This window comes from Rhodococcus sp. G6(2025), assembly GCF_058628105.1.
Window position 1 is genome coordinate 41,939 of the sequence record NZ_CP179754.1, and the last position, 16,735, is coordinate 58,673.

Genomic DNA, 16,735 nt, shown 5'->3' on the forward strand with positions numbered 1-16,735 from the left:
CAACGACCATGACGGAGATGCATCGCGCCCGACCAAAGGCGAGCAAGGACAAAGAGATGATGGTGCTCAAAGCCATCGCCGTCGCACTCCCAGCCTCTTTCTTGCCAGTCTTTGCCTACAACCTCGGCGGCGGCGAGGAGACGCTGTGGCATCCGGTGGGCCTGTTCTTCGATGTAGTCCAGGGAAATCGTGTGTGGCCGGGTGGCGCGACCGCGGTACTGATCGGCGAGGTGGTCGCCATCGCCGCGCTTGTTGCAGGCGGGTTCTGGCTGCTCAAGAAGACGGGGCGGCTCGACAAGATCCACGAGAAGCGGTCGGAGAAGCGGATCGACAAGTACGCCGACTCCATGACGGACCCGCGGGACGTCGACCAGACGAACGCGGCCGCCGCCGACGACGAGACGAGGCGACTTGCCCCGACGATCGAGGAGACTCATCCCGGTCATGGCGGCATCGTCATGGGCAACACGGTGAAATCGAACCGCGAACTTCGGATGCCGTGGGAGTGGGTGTGCATCGCGATCGCCGGCTCCCGGATGGGAAAGTCAGCGACCCTGGCGATTCCGGCCATCTGCTACGCACCCGGCTTCTGCCTCGGCACGTCGAACAAGCCCGACATCTACACCCACACCCTCTACCTGCGTAAACAGATGGGCAGGGTCTGGCTGTTCGACCTGGAGGGCGTGACCACCGGCAATCGGCGCGAGAAGGCAACCTTCTGGTTCAACCCGCTGCGCCGCGTCGACGACCTACCCTCGGCCCGAGTGGTATGCGAATACTTCATCTCCGCCGCCACCGACGACAACGCCCGGGTCGACGCCTACTTCGACGGAGCCGCCCGGGACCTGTTCGGCTCCTACCTCCTCGCCGCCGCACTCGCCGGCGGCGATCTCCGGCACGTCGTGGACTGGCTCCGCGAGACACAGTCCCAGATCCCGGTGAAGGTGCTCGCCCAGAACGGGTACGCCGATCTCGCGAACACCATGCAGAGCAAGCAGAGCGTCAACGCGAAACAGCGGGACGGCTTCTACGACATGGCGCGCCGGTTCCTCACACCCCTGGACGAGCCCCGCTACGAGGAAACGATCCTGCCGAACACCCGGATCACGATCGGAACGGACAGTGACGGGCGAATCCTCACCACCCCCGGCCGTGAGGTCCACGACCTGCCCGAACTCGATGTCGACCAGGTCGTACGCAGCAACGACACCGTCTACGCCATGAGCAAGAAGGGAGCCGGATCCGCATCCGCGCTCACCACGGCCCTGGTCGGCGCCATCGGCGACGCACTACAGGAGTACGGCGCCCAACAGAGCGACGGGCGGGTACCGCTCCCCGCGGTGATGGTCCTCGACGAAGCCGCGAACATCTGCAAACTGCAGCAACTCCCCGAGTGGTACAGCCACTTCGGCAGCCGCGGCATCATCCTCATCACCATCCTGCAGTCACCGTCGCAGGCGAAGAAGGTGTGGGGCGAGACCAACTACGACGCCATGGTCGATGCCGCCAACATGCTCTGGTACGGCGGCAACGTCAACGACAAAGGGTTCCTGGCCTCGCTGTCCGACGAGATCGGCGACCATTTCGTCGAGGTCGAGAACCGCAGCCGCAGCGGCGGCATTCTGGGCAGTGGACAAACAACGATCAGCACGTCCTACCAGCGGGAGAAGATCCTCACCGTCGACGACCTCAAGGCCCTGCCGCAGACTCGGGCGATCGTCACGATGGGCGGCAGCAAGCCGCTGCTGGTCCGCAAGAACTTCTGGGGCAACACGCCGTTCGCCGACGACATCAAACGGTCCCTCGCCGAGTGCACGGCCAGCACCGCGCGCGTCGAGCAGAAGGCGCTGCCGGTCGGATTCTCCGATCGGGCGGAATCGGAGGCATCAACCGGCCCGATTCCACACGTCGCTGTCATAGTCGACAAGGAACTGGTCGAGCTACCCGTTCAGCCGAGCAGCCTTGCGCCGACCACGAGCGTCGCCGCAGCACCCGACGCGGTCGACGACATCTTCGAGTCCGAGTTCTTCACGGAAGGAAGGCAGTGATGGTCAATCTCTCAGCAACCGAGGACGAGTGGCAGACCGACGACGAGACAGGGTACGAGAACCCGTACGACTACGACCCTCACGCCATCGACGAGAACGACCCCACCGTCGAGGGTGACGACCCGAACGCCTTCGACGAGGACGAGACAGACCTGGAAGACGACGATCCGAGCCTCAACCCTGACGAATCGGACGAGGATGAGCCCGACTCAGACAACGCCGAGCACGACGAGATCGAGCCGATGTACCCCAACTACGAGGCGTGGGTCGAAGGATGGTTCACCCAGGTCATCCGCCGGAAGATGGGTCCCGGCGGCGGCGAGAGCGGACTGGCATGGGACGCGCGATGGTGGCTGTACCCCGAAGTCGCCGGCCGACTCAAAGCCCTCTGGTACGCGTGGGAAGAAGCCCGAGCCTCCGACAAAGCGTCGGCAGTATCGAACTGGTGGATCCACCACCTGGAACCACATATGCGAGTGATCTTCGATAGCGACTCCGGTCCTATGTCTCATGCGAAAGCGGACGGATCGTTCTCGGGCTGGCCCGCCCTCCCATACGAGCCCATGCCACCCAGTCTCCGCGACGAATACACCGCCGCCTACTGAGCGCAGAGCATCAAACTTTTTACAGAAATGAGGATCCATGCTCGCCCTATCGACTACCTGGCGGAACCAAACTCATCCACCGGATTGCGCCTGCTCGACCACATTGCGCCTGCTCGACCACATTGCGCCGTTCATGGCCGCAGGGGTCGGCGTTTCGTGATCGTCTATGCGCTTGATTCCGAGTACCGCTACGCCCGCAGGATCGGCTGGAGCACCTACGCCCGTACCTGGTCAAACCTGATGAGGGTGGCCGCGGCCAGCACCGCTGTTTCGGTCAAGGCGGGCATCGCTGTTCGCCGAGGAGGGCGTCTTCGACTTCCTACCCGGTTAGCCACACCGGATACGGCATCTTGTTCAGTACCGGCGCCTTCGCCGGAGAAATCGTCAAATCCTGTGGATCGAGGTGTGTCAGGCGACCTCGGATACCGGCGTGTCCGGTGACGGTTCCGGGGTGATCTCGACGGGCCGTTCGAGGAGCTTGCCCTTGTGGAACAGCGCACCGGCCCGCACCAACGCCACCAGGTGCGGTGCGTTCACGGCCCGCCACCGGGCTTGGGCGGCCTCGATCAGTTTGTAGGCCATCGCCATCCCGGCCGCCCGCGAACCCGGCCCCTTGGTCACCTTGGTTCTCAAACGCACTGTCGCAAAGGTCGATTCGATGGGATTAGTGGTGCGTAGATGTACCCAGTGCTCGGCGGGATACCGGAAGAACTCGAGCAGCACATCGGTGTCGTCGGTGATCTTCGCGACCGCCTTCGGGTACTTCGCGCCGTAATCGATCTCGAATGCCTTGATCGCCACCTGGGCCTTGTCGATGTCCTCGGCGAGGTAGATCTCCTTCATCGCCGCCAACGCACCAGGATGAGCGGACTTTGGCAGCGCAGCAAGAACATTTGCCTGTTTGTGGAACCAGCACCGCTGTTCCCGGGTTTCGGGGAACACCTCGCGCAGGGCCCGCCAGAACCCCAAGGCACCGTCACCGACCGCCAGCACCGGGGCCCGCATCCCACGCCGCCGGCAATCCCGCAGCAGATCCGCCCAGGACTCGGTCGATTCCCGGTACCCGTCGGAGAGGGCGACGAGTTCCTTGCGGCCGTCGGCGCGGACCCCGATCATCACCAGCAGGCAAAGTTTCTCCTGCTCGAGCCGCACTTTCAGGTGAATACCATCGACCCAGAGGTAGACGTAATCCGCCTGCGTGAGGTCCCGCCGGGCGAAGGCCTTGGCTTCGTCCTGCAACCGAGTCGTAAGGCGGGTGATCGAGCTGGCCGACAAACCGGCACCGGTGCCGAGGAACTGTTCGAGGGCGGGACCGAAGTCGCTGGTCGACAGCCCGTGCAGGTACAGCAACGGCAGTACCTCGGACACCTGCGCGGATTTGCGGGCCCATGCCGGCAGGATCGCCGAGGAGAACCGCTGACGTTCGCCGGTGTCGGGGTCGATGCGCTTGTCGTTGACCCGCGGCGCCTTCACCGCCACCGCGCCGGCGGCGGTGACCACCTCGCGCTCGGCGTGGTAGCCATTGCGAACCACCAGGCGGTGACCGTTGTCGTCGATCTCACCGGCATGCCGGGCAATATAGTCGGCGACCTCGGCCTGAAGGGCTGCGGCGAGCATCTGCCGGGCGCCGTCGCGGACGATCTCGTCGAGCAACGAGCGGCCCGCGCCCGACTGCCTGGCGGGTCTCGTTGGAGTCGTCGTCGTGGTCCACTATCGTGAGCACGGGCGTGCCTTCCCGCCAGCGTTGGCGCGCTGGACTTGATCAGAATCCTGTTCGTGTACAGATCATCATCCGGGAAGGTGCGTCCTCCCGGGATCCACAGGTTTCGATCATTCCTCCCTTCGCCGTGCTGTTGCGCGGAACCGCACACCCCGGTGCCGACCTCGAGTCATAGCGTTAGCCGTGGTTGGTGCGGATGCCGGACTGCGAGCACCCGAGCTGGATCCCTTGGAAGGAGACCGCCATGACGATTGAACTTGAACCGAATTGACCCTCCATCCATTACCAATTGGGATGCCTTCACGTTCGGGCTCACCGGCAGGGCATCTTCACGGTCGCGTGAGTGCTGGTGTGGATCGCATCTTCATGGGCAGGTCCCGTGGGTCGAATCGGACGATCACACAGGAAACGGTGCCTGCGCTCGCTTCCAAGGCTCGGCTACTGTGACCGCAGCATTCAGCTCGGGGGCGGTGAAGAAGGCGGAATGTTGATGGGCCAAGCCGAGGAGGGGACGGTAGTCGTAGCGCACGTTCTTCGTGCGTTTTTCGTCGGCCTCGAACTTCCTGATCCAGTTATGGATGAGATCTTTAACGGTTGGCTGCGAGACCTCGTTCGCGATTTGCGCCAAGTCCAGCTTGCCCCACTGTTCGTGCAGGAAGAAGGCGTCGTGCAGATTCTGTACGCGTTCGGGCATGTTTTCTCGGAACTTCCTGATCGCGTTCTTGGCGACGGTGCCGTTGAGTCGTGCGTACGCGACTTCGTCTCGGCCGGCGGATGCCGCCCAAACCTGCCAGATCGCGGCCCAGTCCGTGGCGGCGAACAGATCGTCGAGTACGTATCCGTTGGTTCTGAGATTAGTTTTGAGATTGGGCGGGGTTGGGTCGCTTCCGGCGATGATGTCAGCGATCAATGCGGCTTGTACAGCCTGCTTGTCGACGACTACGTCGGCATCGAACCAGTGAGAGGCGGCGATGGCATACAGCAGTCGTCCCTGATCGTTGAGTGCCGTTGAGATGATGGTTCGAGGCTTCGGCATGTTATTGAGGGGCCCGAATCTGCGATGTAACTCGATGAGGGCGCCGAAGCCTGTTCCGGTTTCGGAGGCGAAGGTCCCGCCGATTCCCAGACCTGCGGTATCCAGCGCGAAGTCGAGAAAGGCCAGGTCGGGGATTACGCCACTGTCGAGGACGTAGCGGAACTCGTTCACGGTGCTGCACCAGTAGAGGGTTTCGGCACCGACAGCGGCTTCGAAGGCAGTGCGGAGCGCGGGATGGTCCTCGAGGACGATCACCTGGGGTGCACGGGTGTTCATCATTTTCTCTCCTCGGACGAGCGCCAACGAGCGCGGATCAGCTTGCCGTGTTTTCGGGGGTCAACTGTCCCCGATTGGTCTGGTTCGAAGTCGAAGGTAAGTTCATGCAGCTGGTTCCAGCGCTCAAGTCGCTCGATTCCTCCGCCCCGCCGTTTCCACCGTGTGGGATCGACGGCATGCCCGTCGTCAAAGGCTGTCGCGACGTAGTGGTCCTCGATCTTCGTCAGCGTGAACTCGCTGTATCGGGCACCGCTTTTGACAGCGTTGCTGGCAAGATCCTGCAAGGTCAATCGGGCGATTTTCCGATCCGCTGGGAGGAGCGGTTCGTCCGGGAAAATGGGAGGAGTCATCTGCACACTCGATGCCAGGATCTGTTGCAGATTTCCGATGAGCGTGCCGGGCCACTCGGTGTCCTGGTCCGGATTGTGTTCAAGGGCCATCACTTCGCGGTAGCCGCCGCGAATCTCGCGCAGCTTATCGTACAGTTCGCGATCCTCATCTCGGCGGGGTTCGTACATACCGAAAACTTTGTCGATCGGCGTGCCTAGCGTCGAGTGCATGGCGTGGATGATGTTGTGCCGGCTGTCGGCGGATCGATAGTCGGCGTCTTGCTTCCCGAACTTCAGTGTCCGGTCGGTTTCGTGGATCCGGAGCTGGACGGTGAGGATGACCAAGACTATTCCTATAGCGATGGGTTGATACCCGGGTGGCCATGGTGCCACCGCGACGACAGCGGTTCCGAGCGCCGCGGCGAGGATTCCTGCCGTGTTGCGGCAGGATTCGAGCAAGGGCCCCAACTGCAGATCGGGGTTGTAGAACGCAGGATCGAGCATCACCGCAGCCAAGAAGTTCCACGCGTACCCGACTGCTCCGGCAATAGCGAGCAGCCGCCAGTTCGGGGCGGCGTCGATCATCCCCCAAGGTCCAATCCAGATGGCAACAGTTGCCGTGATCATCTCGAGTGTTCCCGGGACGTTCCACTTCGCTGTCCCTGTTCCCGAGTTCTGGATGAGCTGCGCCCATCTCACAATCGGCACAGTTGCCTTGGTACCCGCTCGTTCGTGCCAGGCCATCCGCCATGCCAGGAACGCGGCAACTATCCCGTTCGCGATGGGTAGCCATGCCCACCACTGAGCACCACCACCGGTGACCGCGACAGCCATCAACGCCAGCCAGCCCAATCGTGCGTACGCTGCACGTAACCAGAAGTCCGGGCCACGTGCCTGTATCACCGCGTAGGCGTGCTCGGTTCGGCGTTGCGGCGGTTTCATACCGTAGTTCTACCGAACGAAACGGGCTCGCTCCCGCAGTAAACTGTGGCGTTCCGCCGATCGGTGCGTCTGCGACCCACGGCAGCCGCGCCGCACTAACCTGGCAGGGACATTCGATGCCGCAGTATTCTGCGGTTGTTTCTCAACCAGTGCAGGCAGATTCGTCGCAGTGCCCCACGAAGGCACGGTTGACCCCGATTTGACTCCGCGAGTCGTGGCAACCTACCTAGGGAGTATCGCAATGACCACATCGACGGCCTACTCGGCCATTCTGTCCCGCCTGGCGGTCGCCACTCTCATCCTCGCCGCGGCGTTCGCATTGGTAGTTGGTGGCCTCAACCCGGCGAGGGCATCGGCCGCTCCGCTCGCGGCAACGCCCGCCGCAGCCTCAACTCTGGCTGCGCACCAGGGCGTCGGCATGCGGGAGGTACAGCGAGCAGCTAACCCCTGGGATGTGACTGCGAGAAAGACTGCAGCCTTCACGACCTGCATTTTCGGGGTCGGCGTCCCGATCGGCATCGGGATCGGGATCGCGACGAACCCGCAGGTGTGGGCGTGGGTATTGGGCCGCGGCGCCTGGCCGGCATCAGTTGGTGGCACCGCCGCGAAATACCTTGACGTAGTCAAGCGCAACTGCGCATACGCACTACGGTAAGCCGCTTCTCGGCCGTGCGGGGCGATCGATGCGCCGCACGGCCGAGTTCGATCGGCCAGTTCCAATGGAAATGGTTCGCTAGATCAGCGGGCGCCTTGGTAACACGGAAGCCGACGATGAACTTCACCTGAGTTGCACCAGTTTAGTGTGCCAACCCTGACCGGGGATTCGGGATTTCGAGGGAATCGAGGATGCTCACGGCGTCGTCGGTGAGCGGATCGAGGGCGATGTGCTCATGCCCGGCGATCGTGACGGTGACTTCCTGCAGCGGACGCAGGGTGCGCACGATCTTCCGGATCGACACCCCGGTCTCATCCTGCAGATAGCGCGAGATCGCCAACGCGGCGAACACGATGGTCAGGTGCGCCTCGATCGAATCCCGGGTGTGACTGAAGATCGGCCGGGCCCGCAGGTCGGTCTTCGACATCCGAAACGACTGCTCGACGTGCCACAGAGCGTGGTACTTCTCCATCACCTCATTCGGATTCATCAGTGACACAGGGAGGTTGGTGACGTACCCCTTCAGACCGATGAGGGAACGAGCCCTGGCGATGCCCTCGACATCGAGGGTCTTGCCCTTCGTGGTGGTCTTGACGAACCGTGGTGCTCGGGCAGCGCGGGTGCCGTCGATGACCTCCCGGGCCCGAGCTTCCTGGGCATTGAGTGTCTGGTTATCCCGCACGGCACGCTTCTTCGAGTACGCCCAGATCGCCTGCCATGCCGACGTGTCGGCGGGATTCCACACCGGCTCGCCGCGGCGCGTGATGTCGTTGACCACGCTCTTCGCGTGTCGCGGGGTGACCGTGTCGATGACCTGGCCGTCGGTGAACACGTCCCCGTTCCAGTGGAAGTGGCTGGCCAGATCCGCCGGCGCTTTCGTCACCCGGGATCCGACAATGAACTTCAGTCCGGCTGCATCGAGGTCCTTGAGGTTCGTCGCCGACAGCATGCCGGCGTCGGCGGCGATGACCATCTCTACACCGTCGATGCCGTGACGGGCCTGGAACTGGCGCACGATCGGCACGATCGTGCGGGTCTCGGCGTGATTTCCTTCGAAACAACCGATCTCCAAGGGGAATCCGGTGCGGTCGACCAGCAGTCCGACGACGATCTGTGGGTCGACCCGGCGTTCTTTCGAGTATCCGACCCTACGCAGGTCGTCTTCCTTCTCCGCTTCGAAGTACAAGGTGGTGACGTCGTAGAGCAGCAGGTTCAGGTCACCCGCGGCGGCGGCGTGCTCGAAGCAGCGCCGTGCGATGTCGTCGCGGTAGCCGTGAGCGGTGCACCGCTGCAGGGTCCGCACGAAGGTGTTGCGGTGGGCAGGGGCGATACCGATCTCGCCGAGTACTCTGCCCGCGTCCGCGACCGAGGTGCCCTCGACGGTGCGGGCGACCACCAGCTGGAAGAATGCGTCGTTGTCGACCACGTCGAATCCGAGGCGCCGCCATGCGGTGTCGATGACCTCGATCAGCCAGCGGGACCGTTTGCCGGTGATCGTCGGTGCACCGCTTGATGGGACCGTGGGTGGCTGGACATGGCTGCTTTGCCCGCAGCTAATCCTTCCAATATGAAACATGTACGACATGATCGATCGAAATGTAGAATAATGAAGTATAATCTGAATAAGGTTCGTTTTCCATAAAGGCGAAAACTCCGGAAAATGGATCACCCACATTGCCATGGACGAATCCGGTGAATTGGATACCATCAGTTAACTTTAAGCGCAGTCGACACTTTCGATTGAACGCATCGTTTATAAGTTCTTGCACAGCTTCAACTCCCGTTTCTCTGCTTCGATGCACTAGAATTCAATAGCGGCTTCGCTAACTAGCGAATATGGCTAGCAAGTGTCCTTTGCACGGTCTGGTCGAGGGAATCGCCAGTATGGAGCCGCACCCCACGATCACCCGTATCGAAGATCTAGCTCTCTCGGCTTGTCCGTTTCCGATTTCGACCGACGACCATCATGAAATGCCCTGCACAACTGCGCGTCTTCGGCTAGAACACCCATATCAGTGCGCCAACCGATGACATACCGCTTTGGGAAATAGCGCTTGTCTGTTCCCAGAGACCCATAATGCGGCCTTTCCCTGCCAGCAAAACTAGTAATTATAGATCTAACCACACGGCACCGCGCGGATGAGCCTAAGGACGATCCTCCCCTTTCTGAACCCACTGTCGATGTCCACCGTCTCGCCATCGATCGGTCCGCACCCGGGGCGACGGCCATCGGACTCCCACGCCTGGCTGTTCCGCTAGCCCTCGCCCCGGTTCAAGCGGGAGAGGTTGGCGTGACTCCCGCATCGCGAAGGAACTGATAAGCGTCCGCCGCGGTGTTTCCGAGAGTCCGTTTCAGGTCGCGCGCTTTAGCCACTTCAACCGCTAACTGCAGCATGGTGGGGTTCCGCTGTGAGTAGGCAGCGGCCGTCGCGCTTCGAGCCGCACCGTGCCGCAAGATGGATCGCACAAGCGGAAGGAACTCTGCAAGTGGTGTCAACCAGCGGCCCTCGGAAGCCTGGGATATGTCGGTCGCTCGGCCAGCGTATGTCGGTCCAGACAGTAGGGTGTCGCTCCCTGGGTCATGGGCCAGGTATCTCACACTCGATAGGCGTGCGACCCCTGCTGCTCCCAGACACATTGCGCAGGGGCTGAGGGTGACAAGCATGCGTGCATCCCGAGTCAAGTCGCCGGCAGCCAGAAGGGCGTTCATCTCGGCGTGGGCGAGCGGCGTGCCGGATAGCGTGTCGGTTGGTGAGACCTGAGTTGCACAGGAGTTTGTTCCGTCGGCGATCTGCTTGTTGTCGGTGTCGGTGATTGTCGCGGCAACGCCGTACCCACCGTTGACAAAGGAACTCCATGCGAGACCAATGAGCGATTCCCACGAGGTGTTGGCCGCCCGCTGCCTATCGGACATGAGGGCGCACCTCTGTGGCGAACAGTTCTAGGCCCCGCTGGATCTCTGCCGTGGATAGGTTGCCGAACTGCATCTGCAGGCCGAGGATGCCAACACCGAACGTGTCCGTCGCCTGGTTGATCTGTTCGAGGACGGTTGCTGGGCTCCCACAGATGACGCCTCCGTACTCAAGACGCGCCGCCAGGGTATCGTACGTGCCACTACCCACCTGGGTTCCGCCGAAGTAGGACCCGGTTAGCTCACGCTTCTCACGCTCGTAGCTACCGGTCAAGCGCGTTGCTTGGTAGCCAAGGGCGCGATCGGCAAGGGCCATTGCGTCCGCATCGTTCTCGGCGATTACACAGGGCAGGCTCAAGCAGAAATTGTCCGTCGATGGCTGCCACCCGTCGGCGGTCGCAAGTTCGACGTAGGTGGACTTGGCCTTGGAGAAGTGAGTGAGCACTTCGCGGTTCTTGACGTAGATCTCGGCCATGACTGCGCGATGTTGGACGGCGATCCGGACGGATTCTGCGGACTTGCACGACATGACCAGGGTCGGGTTGTGCATAGGCTGTGGCCAGATCGAGACCGACGGGTACCTGTAGTAGGTCCCCTCCCAGGCGAATGGCCCGGGCGCGGTCCAAGCTTCTCGTACCAGGGCTATTCCTTCGGCCAGACGCTCGCGGGAATCTGCGCTGTCCAGACCGTAGGCGGCGAAGTTCTGGGGGACCCCGCGTGGGAAGCCAGCGACCAGGCGGCCACCGGATAGAGCGTCCAGCCAGGCGTACTCCTCCGCGACCCGGAGTGGGTTCAGGAGTGGGATCGGGTTCCCGAGGACGGCCAGGGAGGCGGTTGATGTGAGTGCAGCGACCGCGCTCAGGACGAGTGTGGGGTTCGGCGCGACTCCGTAGGCGTTCATGTGCTCTTCGCCGACTCCCAGCCAGTCGAACCCGGCGCGTTCCGCGGCGACGAGCAGGGCAACGGAGTCCGAGAGAAGCTGGTTCATCAGTGCTGGATCAAGGCCCGCGTTGGTGTGCGGGAAAGATGGGAACGGCTCGGCGAGGTGGGGCCACGGGAGTGATGTGTAGTAGAGGAATTTCATACCGCGTATCGCCTCAGGAGTGTGTCAGCTGGTGATGTTGCACGCTTGGCACGGATCTCCAGTAGTGCGGCGACCGACTGAGGGTCGTCGGTCTGTTGGCGAAGTGCTTGGCGTAGGACATCGTGCAGCCGGTAGTAGTAACCGGCCATGGCGCGAGCTGCTTCATCGAGAGTGGGGCGCATGTTGGTGGCTGCAAGGTAGGTTTTGACGAGCCTGTCGGCGCCGCCCGTCCATGGGCAGAGGAGTTGCTCGGTCCACACGAGGTCGACCCAGCGGGGGGCGTACAGGCAGTCCCCGGCATCGATGATGCGCGGGGTTCCGCCGGGGGCGATGCAGAGGTTGAAGGCGTCGCAGGCGCACGAGACAAGGCACGTTCCGTCTTCTCGCAGGGTTTCCTGATGGAGGGCGGCCATCCATTGTGCAACTTGCTCGATGAGGGCGGCGCTGTCGGACGGTACCTCGGAGGCGACGGTCTTTCCGGGCACGTACTGGGTGACGTGGACGTGGCTGGGAAGACCGGCCAGCTCAGAGTCAAGCATATATGCGAGCGCTGGATGGGTGGCAGCGACCTGGTGGATATGGGTGAGAGCGGTTGACTGGCGCCGATCCTCGACGACGCGAAGCTTGAAGGGACCTGCCTCGGTGTCGACGCGGAAGACCGGGGTCGCGCTGTGTGACGGGAGTTCGACGATCCCGGTTACCGCCCGACCACCGAGTTGGAGTCCTGGGTGTCGCGTGAGTATGTCAGCGAGGTCTCGGAGCAGTTGCTTGATCGGCTGGTTGTGCCAGATGACGCAGCGGCCATGCGATCCGTCGTTTGCGCGGGGGTCGTCATCGATGTGGAGGGCGATGCGTTCGGAGTTGACGAACGCCGCCTTCTGTTCTGTCGGGCACGAATGCACGGTCGTGTCTCCGAGCTCCGGCAGCTGCTCTCGGATCCACGCAGCGATGGCGGGCGCTTGGTTGGCGGGTCGAGCAGTGACAACGTCGATGGATGCGAACGCCCCCAGGAAGCCTGCAATGGCGCGGACGCCGGGGCGGCGGCGGGCGGCGGCTATCGGCACAGTCGAGAGAAGTAGCGCGTGTTGATCGAGATCCTGGAGTTCGGTGGGGGTCCATGCCTCTGTGAGGACGCCGTCAAAGTCGAGAGTGACTCTCATGACCTCTCCCAGGCGCAGGCTACGAGGTCAGCCGTCTCGCCTGCGTTGCGGCCGGGGTCGACGGGCAGCTGGACAGCGGCGGTGGCTAGGTGACGTGCATTTGCACACTGACGGGCCCACTTCTGTGTGATGGGGTGGTCCGTACCGGGCTTGTACCTGAATCGGACCGGGTCGGTTGTGATGCCGGCATCATTCAGCGCAGCGTGGAGGCGCTCGGTGCGTCGTAGGTCGTCGACCAGAACGACGACGTTGTAGTAGTTGGGTTCACCGACGAAGTTGATCTGGCGGCTGAGACCTGCGGGTACCAGACTCAGAAGTTCTTGCGCTCGCTGGCGTCGGGCATCGACCACGGCATGGAGACTGCCTAGCCGGGCCAGGCCGATGGCTGCGGTGAAGGCCGATGGCTTGAAGTTGCGGCCGAGCGAGACACCGTCCAGGTTCGCAATGCGTGCGTAGTGTCGGATCTTCTCTGCCAGCGCAGGGTCCGCAGTGAGCGCGAAGCCACCCTCACCAGTCGAGAGCAGCTTCATCCGGTGGGTGGAGAAACAGCCGACAGTACCCAGGGTGCCCACGTTCCTGCCGTCGACGCGGGCTCCGTGGGCATGGGACGCGTCCTCGATGAGGGGAATGCCGCGTGCTTCGAGGACGTCAAGAACCTTTGACTGCTGGGGAAGCGGGTATCCCCAGAGAGCAACCTCGACGGCCGCGGGGATGTCGGAGCGCCCAGCGAGCTGGCGGTCGAGGTCGTCGGGGTCCATTCCCGGGCTGTCGGGCAGGCAGTCGACGAACACGAGGTCGGCCCCGGTTGCGATGAGTGGCATCAGGGTTGGCAGTGGTGCCGCGGCCGACACAACGATGGACGTCCCTGGTCGCGCTCCGAGTGCGGTGGCGGATGCCTCGAGGGCCGCGCTTCCGGAGTTCAACGCGACTGCACTGGGCGCATTGAATGTGCGGGCCAGAACGGACTCGTACTCGGCAACCAACTGTGACCGGCCGGACGGGTCCGGATCGTTCAGCGCGCGCGTCAGGAAGGCTATCTCCGAGGGCGGACGGCTCATCGACCCGCCCCATAGTCGAATCGAACCGACGGTGGAGCCGCCTCGCGGTCCGCGAGGTACTTGAACGCTTCCGGTGCGTCCTCAAACGCAAAGTTCTCGACCCCCATCTGGTCGAGTCCCAGTTTCTTGTTCTCGATCAAGCGTGCGGCCTCGGCGTTGAGACGTTCCAGATCCCAGCGCGGATGGTCCCGATGGGCACACCCGTTGATCGTCATGGAGGAGAGGACCGTGAGTCGGTTTCGGTGGAACTCGTGGCCAAGCCTGATACCAGCGTCCTGATTGCCGTAGGAAGAAACGACCACGACTGTGCCGTGCATTCGAGCTGCACGCAGTGCTTCGTCCAGTGCCTCGTAGTTCCCCGATGCTTCGATAACGACGTCAGCGCGTATCCCGCTGTCCTGCAGAATGTCCGCGGGTGGGCCGACGGCGGGGTCGATGGTATGAAGTCCAAGGCCCTGGGCGATATGTCGCCGTGCCGCTTGTGGCTCGACGAGTGTGACGGACGCTGTGCCGCTTCGCCGTAGGAGGACTGCGCTGAGCAGTCCGATCATGCCTCCCCCGAAGACGGTCGCGTGATCACCGATCAGAGGACGGGCGTCGTGCACGGCACCGAGCGCGATTCGTACCATTGGGAAGAAGGCGGCGTGCCAACTATTCGCGAGATTGAACCGTCTCATTGGTGGAGCGGTTCGCACGTCGATGGTGATCGAGTCAGCGTGGTGAGCGTCGATCCAGAAGACGTCACCCAATGTGAATTGGTCTCGAAGCTCGGACGCCGCGTCGACGACCTCGCCGACAAACTGGTAACCGATGCCAACTGGATAGGGGCGGTCATGATCGGTGCGGCTTCGCGTTAGGCGGCGATTCCCATCCCAGCCAGTGGTGAAACGCGGTGCGCGGCCTTCCAACAGCATCAGTTCGGTACCCGTGCTTACCGCGGAGTGGAGAGCACGAAATCGAACTTGCCCGTCCTTGAGCGGCTGCTCGTCGTAGTGCTCAAACCGGATCGTCGATGCGTCGACTACAGCCAATCGTCTCGGCAACTGAGAACCGCCTTTCTGGTGGCCGCACGGCCTTACGAGGGCGGACAATACGGCCGCCGACAAGGAAATCTGCATCATCGTCCAATTCGTTACATCTGCTACATAAGAGTGCGTCTGGAAACGGCGCGATCGCCGCCACCCACTTGGCCAGGGTCGCCGAGGCATAGGCTCGCCGACTCTCCGGGGTGAGGGTGTCGGCGACGGCGACCAGGTAGGAGGCGACCGTGGCCGGGAGACCCCGCCCCTAATCGCATTACCTTGGCGGGCTGGGCATCGTCAGGTTTGTTGGCCTGCCCAAGTTTCTGGGAAGGTAGGTGCGGCAACTGCTGCATCGTCGGACAAGCGGCACCGGTACCCGGCCGACATGGTCGATGGGGAGAATTCCCTTGTCGCCCTGATCCGAGAAGCCTTCTCGGATCGGCGGGGTGGCGACCTCACTTCTCTGTTCGGGGCCGCTGCCGGGCGGATCTAGGCGGCGTGCGCGGTGTCGCGGCTGCGTTCGCGGTCGAGTTCCGGTTCCTGCTCGAAGGCGATGTCGTTCGCTTCGTCGGGCTGTTGTTCGACGTTGAGGAGTTCTTTGATGGATCGGGGGTGGCTGGACATGGCCGCCTTCATCGCGGGGGCAATGCTGGCTGCCAGGTTCGCGAGTTCTTCGTTGAGCTGGGTCAGGTTGATCGGCGAGAGGTTGGCGGCGACGTCGTCGTCGCCGGCGACTGGTCCGGCTGCCTGGGCGAGTCCTCGTCCCACGGAGTCGAGCACGCTCTTGGTCTTGTCGATCTTTGATGGCCCACCGCTGGCGGGTGCCTGCTCGGCGGATTCTTTCCCTGCAGTGTCGGGGATGGGTCCGAGCTGCGCTTCGGACAGCTGGGCGAGCTGGTCGTAGGCGGGCAGTCCTCTCGCGGCGACGTATCCGAGTGCGACGGCGGATGCTGCGTCGAAGACGCGGCGGTCGTTGGTCGTCTCGCGCTCGATGCGCTCTTGGTCGGCGGGGGCGATTTCTTCTTTCGTTGTCTCGTTGGCCGTGTGGAAGAGGATCGCGTTCCGGCGTTCGTGCTCGCGCAGCGAGTGCAGCCGTACATCGTTGTCCTGGACGAGCTTGTTCAAGCGTTGCGCGTTGGCCGACTCGGGGCCTTCGAGGTGGCGCGCGGCCGCGGCCGCGGCCAGGACCTGGATTCTGGTTTGGTCGATCGGTGCGCCGCGGTAGACGCCCAGCACCTGTTCGATCGGTTTGGGGCGGGCGACTTTCGCGCCGGTTCGATGGCGCGTCTCGACGTCGGTCAGGAACGCTGCGATGTCATGCACTCGTTGGTTCGGCGGAGGTGCGGTGCGCTGCGGCGGGCGTTTCGACTGCGTGTCACGCGGTACCGCGGCGATGGGGTCGACGCGTACTCCGTCGTCGACAGCTCCTGTTGGGGTGCGGGTGGGTGCGGGTTCTTTGGCGAGGTTCGCCGAATGTGCGTAGTGGTCTGATTGGCCGGTGGCGGTCGGGCCCACCTGAGCGCTGTCGTCGCCTGTTGCCCAGGATGGGTCGAGGTCGAGTTGCTCTTGCGGTTCGAGCGAGCCTGCGTCGGCCGCCGCGGATTCGTTGGACCGGCCGGGGCTCGGTTGGATGCCGGCCTCGCGGTCGTCGGGCTCCTGCTCGTGGTACTCCCACTCTCCCGAGGGAGTTCGTCTCGGTACGAGTGGTCGTCGCGGTGCGTCGAAGTCGAGTTCCTCCTCGTAACCGGTCACCTCTTCCTCGTCGTAATTCCTTTCGGCCCAATCGGCTTCCTCGTCCATGCGTTGCTGGTACTCGTCGGTGGTTCGGTCGATGGCCATGTCTTCTCCTCCTCGGTTCCCCCCTCGCTGGTGCCGGCGAGGATGTTCGG

The 16,735-nt window shown here is 63.1% G+C and carries 12 protein-coding genes and 1 pseudogene; 3 read left to right on the top strand and 10 right to left on the bottom strand.

Going from position 1 to position 16,735, the window contains the following annotated elements; translation table 11 throughout:
• The first annotated feature begins 8 nt into the window (after positions 1-8).
• Complete coding sequence (locus ACLIVD_RS43910) at positions 9-2,048, top strand: type IV secretory system conjugative DNA transfer family protein (RefSeq protein ID WP_242324434.1); 2,040 nt, start codon at positions 9-11, stop codon at positions 2,046-2,048.
• Positions 2,048-2,653: a DUF4913 domain-containing protein gene (locus ACLIVD_RS43915; RefSeq protein WP_242324432.1), complete on the top strand. Its 606-nt coding sequence runs from the start codon at positions 2,048-2,050 to the stop codon at positions 2,651-2,653. Before ACLIVD_RS43910 ends, ACLIVD_RS43915 begins: the two co-directional genes overlap by 1 nt.
• A 408-nt stretch (positions 2,654-3,061) precedes the next feature.
• On the opposite strand, the gene ACLIVD_RS43920 is transcribed toward ACLIVD_RS43915, so the two are convergent.
• The 3 genes from ACLIVD_RS43920 to ACLIVD_RS43930 form a co-directional block, all read right to left on the bottom strand.
• Positions 3,062-4,306, bottom strand: coding sequence for an IS256 family transposase (locus tag ACLIVD_RS43920; protein ID WP_422631255.1), 1,245 nt, complete (start codon positions 4,304-4,306; stop codon positions 3,062-3,064).
• A 464-nt stretch (positions 4,307-4,770) separates the two neighbouring features.
• Positions 4,771-5,688: a hypothetical protein gene (locus ACLIVD_RS43925; protein ID WP_242324430.1), complete on the bottom strand. Its 918-nt coding sequence runs from the start codon at positions 5,686-5,688 to the stop codon at positions 4,771-4,773.
• Complete coding sequence (locus ACLIVD_RS43930; RefSeq protein ID WP_242324428.1) at positions 5,685-6,956, bottom strand: hypothetical protein; 1,272 nt, start codon at positions 6,954-6,956, stop codon at positions 5,685-5,687. The genes ACLIVD_RS43925 and ACLIVD_RS43930 overlap by 4 nt, the downstream gene beginning before the upstream one ends.
• Positions 6,957-7,197: 241 nt before the next feature.
• On the opposite strand from ACLIVD_RS43930, the gene ACLIVD_RS43935 reads away from it, so the two are divergent.
• Complete coding sequence (locus ACLIVD_RS43935) at positions 7,198-7,611, top strand: hypothetical protein (RefSeq protein WP_242324426.1); 414 nt, start codon at positions 7,198-7,200, stop codon at positions 7,609-7,611.
• 142 nt (positions 7,612-7,753) lie between these two features.
• On the opposite strand, the pseudogene ACLIVD_RS43940 reads toward ACLIVD_RS43935, so the two are convergent.
• The 7 genes and pseudogenes from ACLIVD_RS43940 to ACLIVD_RS43970 all read right to left on the bottom strand — a co-directional run.
• A pseudogene (locus ACLIVD_RS43940) lies at positions 7,754-9,124 on the bottom strand (IS1634 family transposase); the annotation flags it as partial.
• Between the two features lie 759 nt (positions 9,125-9,883).
• Positions 9,884-10,525: a nucleoside deaminase gene (locus tag ACLIVD_RS43945; RefSeq protein ID WP_422631254.1), complete on the bottom strand. Its 642-nt coding sequence runs from the start codon at positions 10,523-10,525 to the stop codon at positions 9,884-9,886.
• Positions 10,515-11,606 carry an LLM class flavin-dependent oxidoreductase gene (locus tag ACLIVD_RS43950; RefSeq protein ID WP_242324424.1) on the bottom strand — a complete coding sequence of 364 codons (1,092 nt, stop codon included), beginning with the start codon at positions 11,604-11,606 and terminating at the stop codon, positions 10,515-10,517. The genes ACLIVD_RS43945 and ACLIVD_RS43950 overlap by 11 nt, the downstream gene beginning before the upstream one ends.
• Positions 11,603-12,766, bottom strand: a complete 1,164-nt coding sequence (locus ACLIVD_RS43955) for a hypothetical protein (RefSeq protein ID WP_491933893.1) — start codon at positions 12,764-12,766, stop codon at positions 11,603-11,605. Before ACLIVD_RS43955 ends, ACLIVD_RS43950 begins: the two co-directional genes overlap by 4 nt.
• Positions 12,763-13,824 (bottom strand): DegT/DnrJ/EryC1/StrS family aminotransferase, encoded by a 1,062-nt coding sequence (locus ACLIVD_RS43960; RefSeq protein ID WP_242324422.1) that lies wholly within the window; start codon positions 13,822-13,824, stop codon positions 12,763-12,765. Before ACLIVD_RS43960 ends, ACLIVD_RS43955 begins: the two co-directional genes overlap by 4 nt.
• Positions 13,821-14,945, bottom strand: coding sequence for a zinc-dependent alcohol dehydrogenase (locus ACLIVD_RS43965; RefSeq protein ID WP_242324420.1), 1,125 nt, complete (start codon positions 14,943-14,945; stop codon positions 13,821-13,823). Before ACLIVD_RS43965 ends, ACLIVD_RS43960 begins: the two co-directional genes overlap by 4 nt.
• A gap of 390 nt (positions 14,946-15,335) precedes the next feature.
• Entirely contained in the window at positions 15,336-16,685 is a 1,350-nt protein-coding gene (locus tag ACLIVD_RS43970; protein ID WP_242324418.1) for a hypothetical protein, read from the bottom strand.
• Between the last annotated feature and the right edge of the window lie 50 nt (positions 16,686-16,735).

Bases quoted from the DNA above. Each gene is read 5' to 3' on its own strand.
- ACLIVD_RS43910 (WP_242324434.1), top strand. From the start codon at position 9: ATGACGGAGATGCATCGCGCCCGACCAAAGGCGAGCAAGGACAAAGAG.
- ACLIVD_RS43915 (WP_242324432.1), top strand. From the start codon at position 2,048: ATGGTCAATCTCTCAGCAACCGAGGACGAGTGGCAGACCGACGACGAG.
- ACLIVD_RS43925 (WP_242324430.1), bottom strand. From the start codon at position 5,688: ATGATGAACACCCGTGCACCCCAGGTGATCGTCCTCGAGGACCATCCC.
- ACLIVD_RS43930 (WP_242324428.1), bottom strand. From the start codon at position 6,956: ATGAAACCGCCGCAACGCCGAACCGAGCACGCCTACGCGGTGATACAG.
- ACLIVD_RS43935 (WP_242324426.1), top strand. From the start codon at position 7,198: ATGACCACATCGACGGCCTACTCGGCCATTCTGTCCCGCCTGGCGGTC.
- ACLIVD_RS43945 (WP_422631254.1), bottom strand. From the start codon at position 10,525: ATGTCCGATAGGCAGCGGGCGGCCAACACCTCGTGGGAATCGCTCATT.
- ACLIVD_RS43950 (WP_242324424.1), bottom strand. From the start codon at position 11,606: ATGAAATTCCTCTACTACACATCACTCCCGTGGCCCCACCTCGCCGAG.
- ACLIVD_RS43955 (WP_491933893.1), bottom strand. From the start codon at position 12,766: ATGAGAGTCACTCTCGACTTTGACGGCGTCCTCACAGAGGCATGGACC.
- ACLIVD_RS43960 (WP_242324422.1), bottom strand. From the start codon at position 13,824: ATGAGCCGTCCGCCCTCGGAGATAGCCTTCCTGACGCGCGCGCTGAAC.
- ACLIVD_RS43965 (WP_242324420.1), bottom strand. From the start codon at position 14,945: ATGATGCAGATTTCCTTGTCGGCGGCCGTATTGTCCGCCCTCGTAAGG.
- ACLIVD_RS43970 (WP_242324418.1), bottom strand. From the start codon at position 16,685: ATGGCCATCGACCGAACCACCGACGAGTACCAGCAACGCATGGACGAG.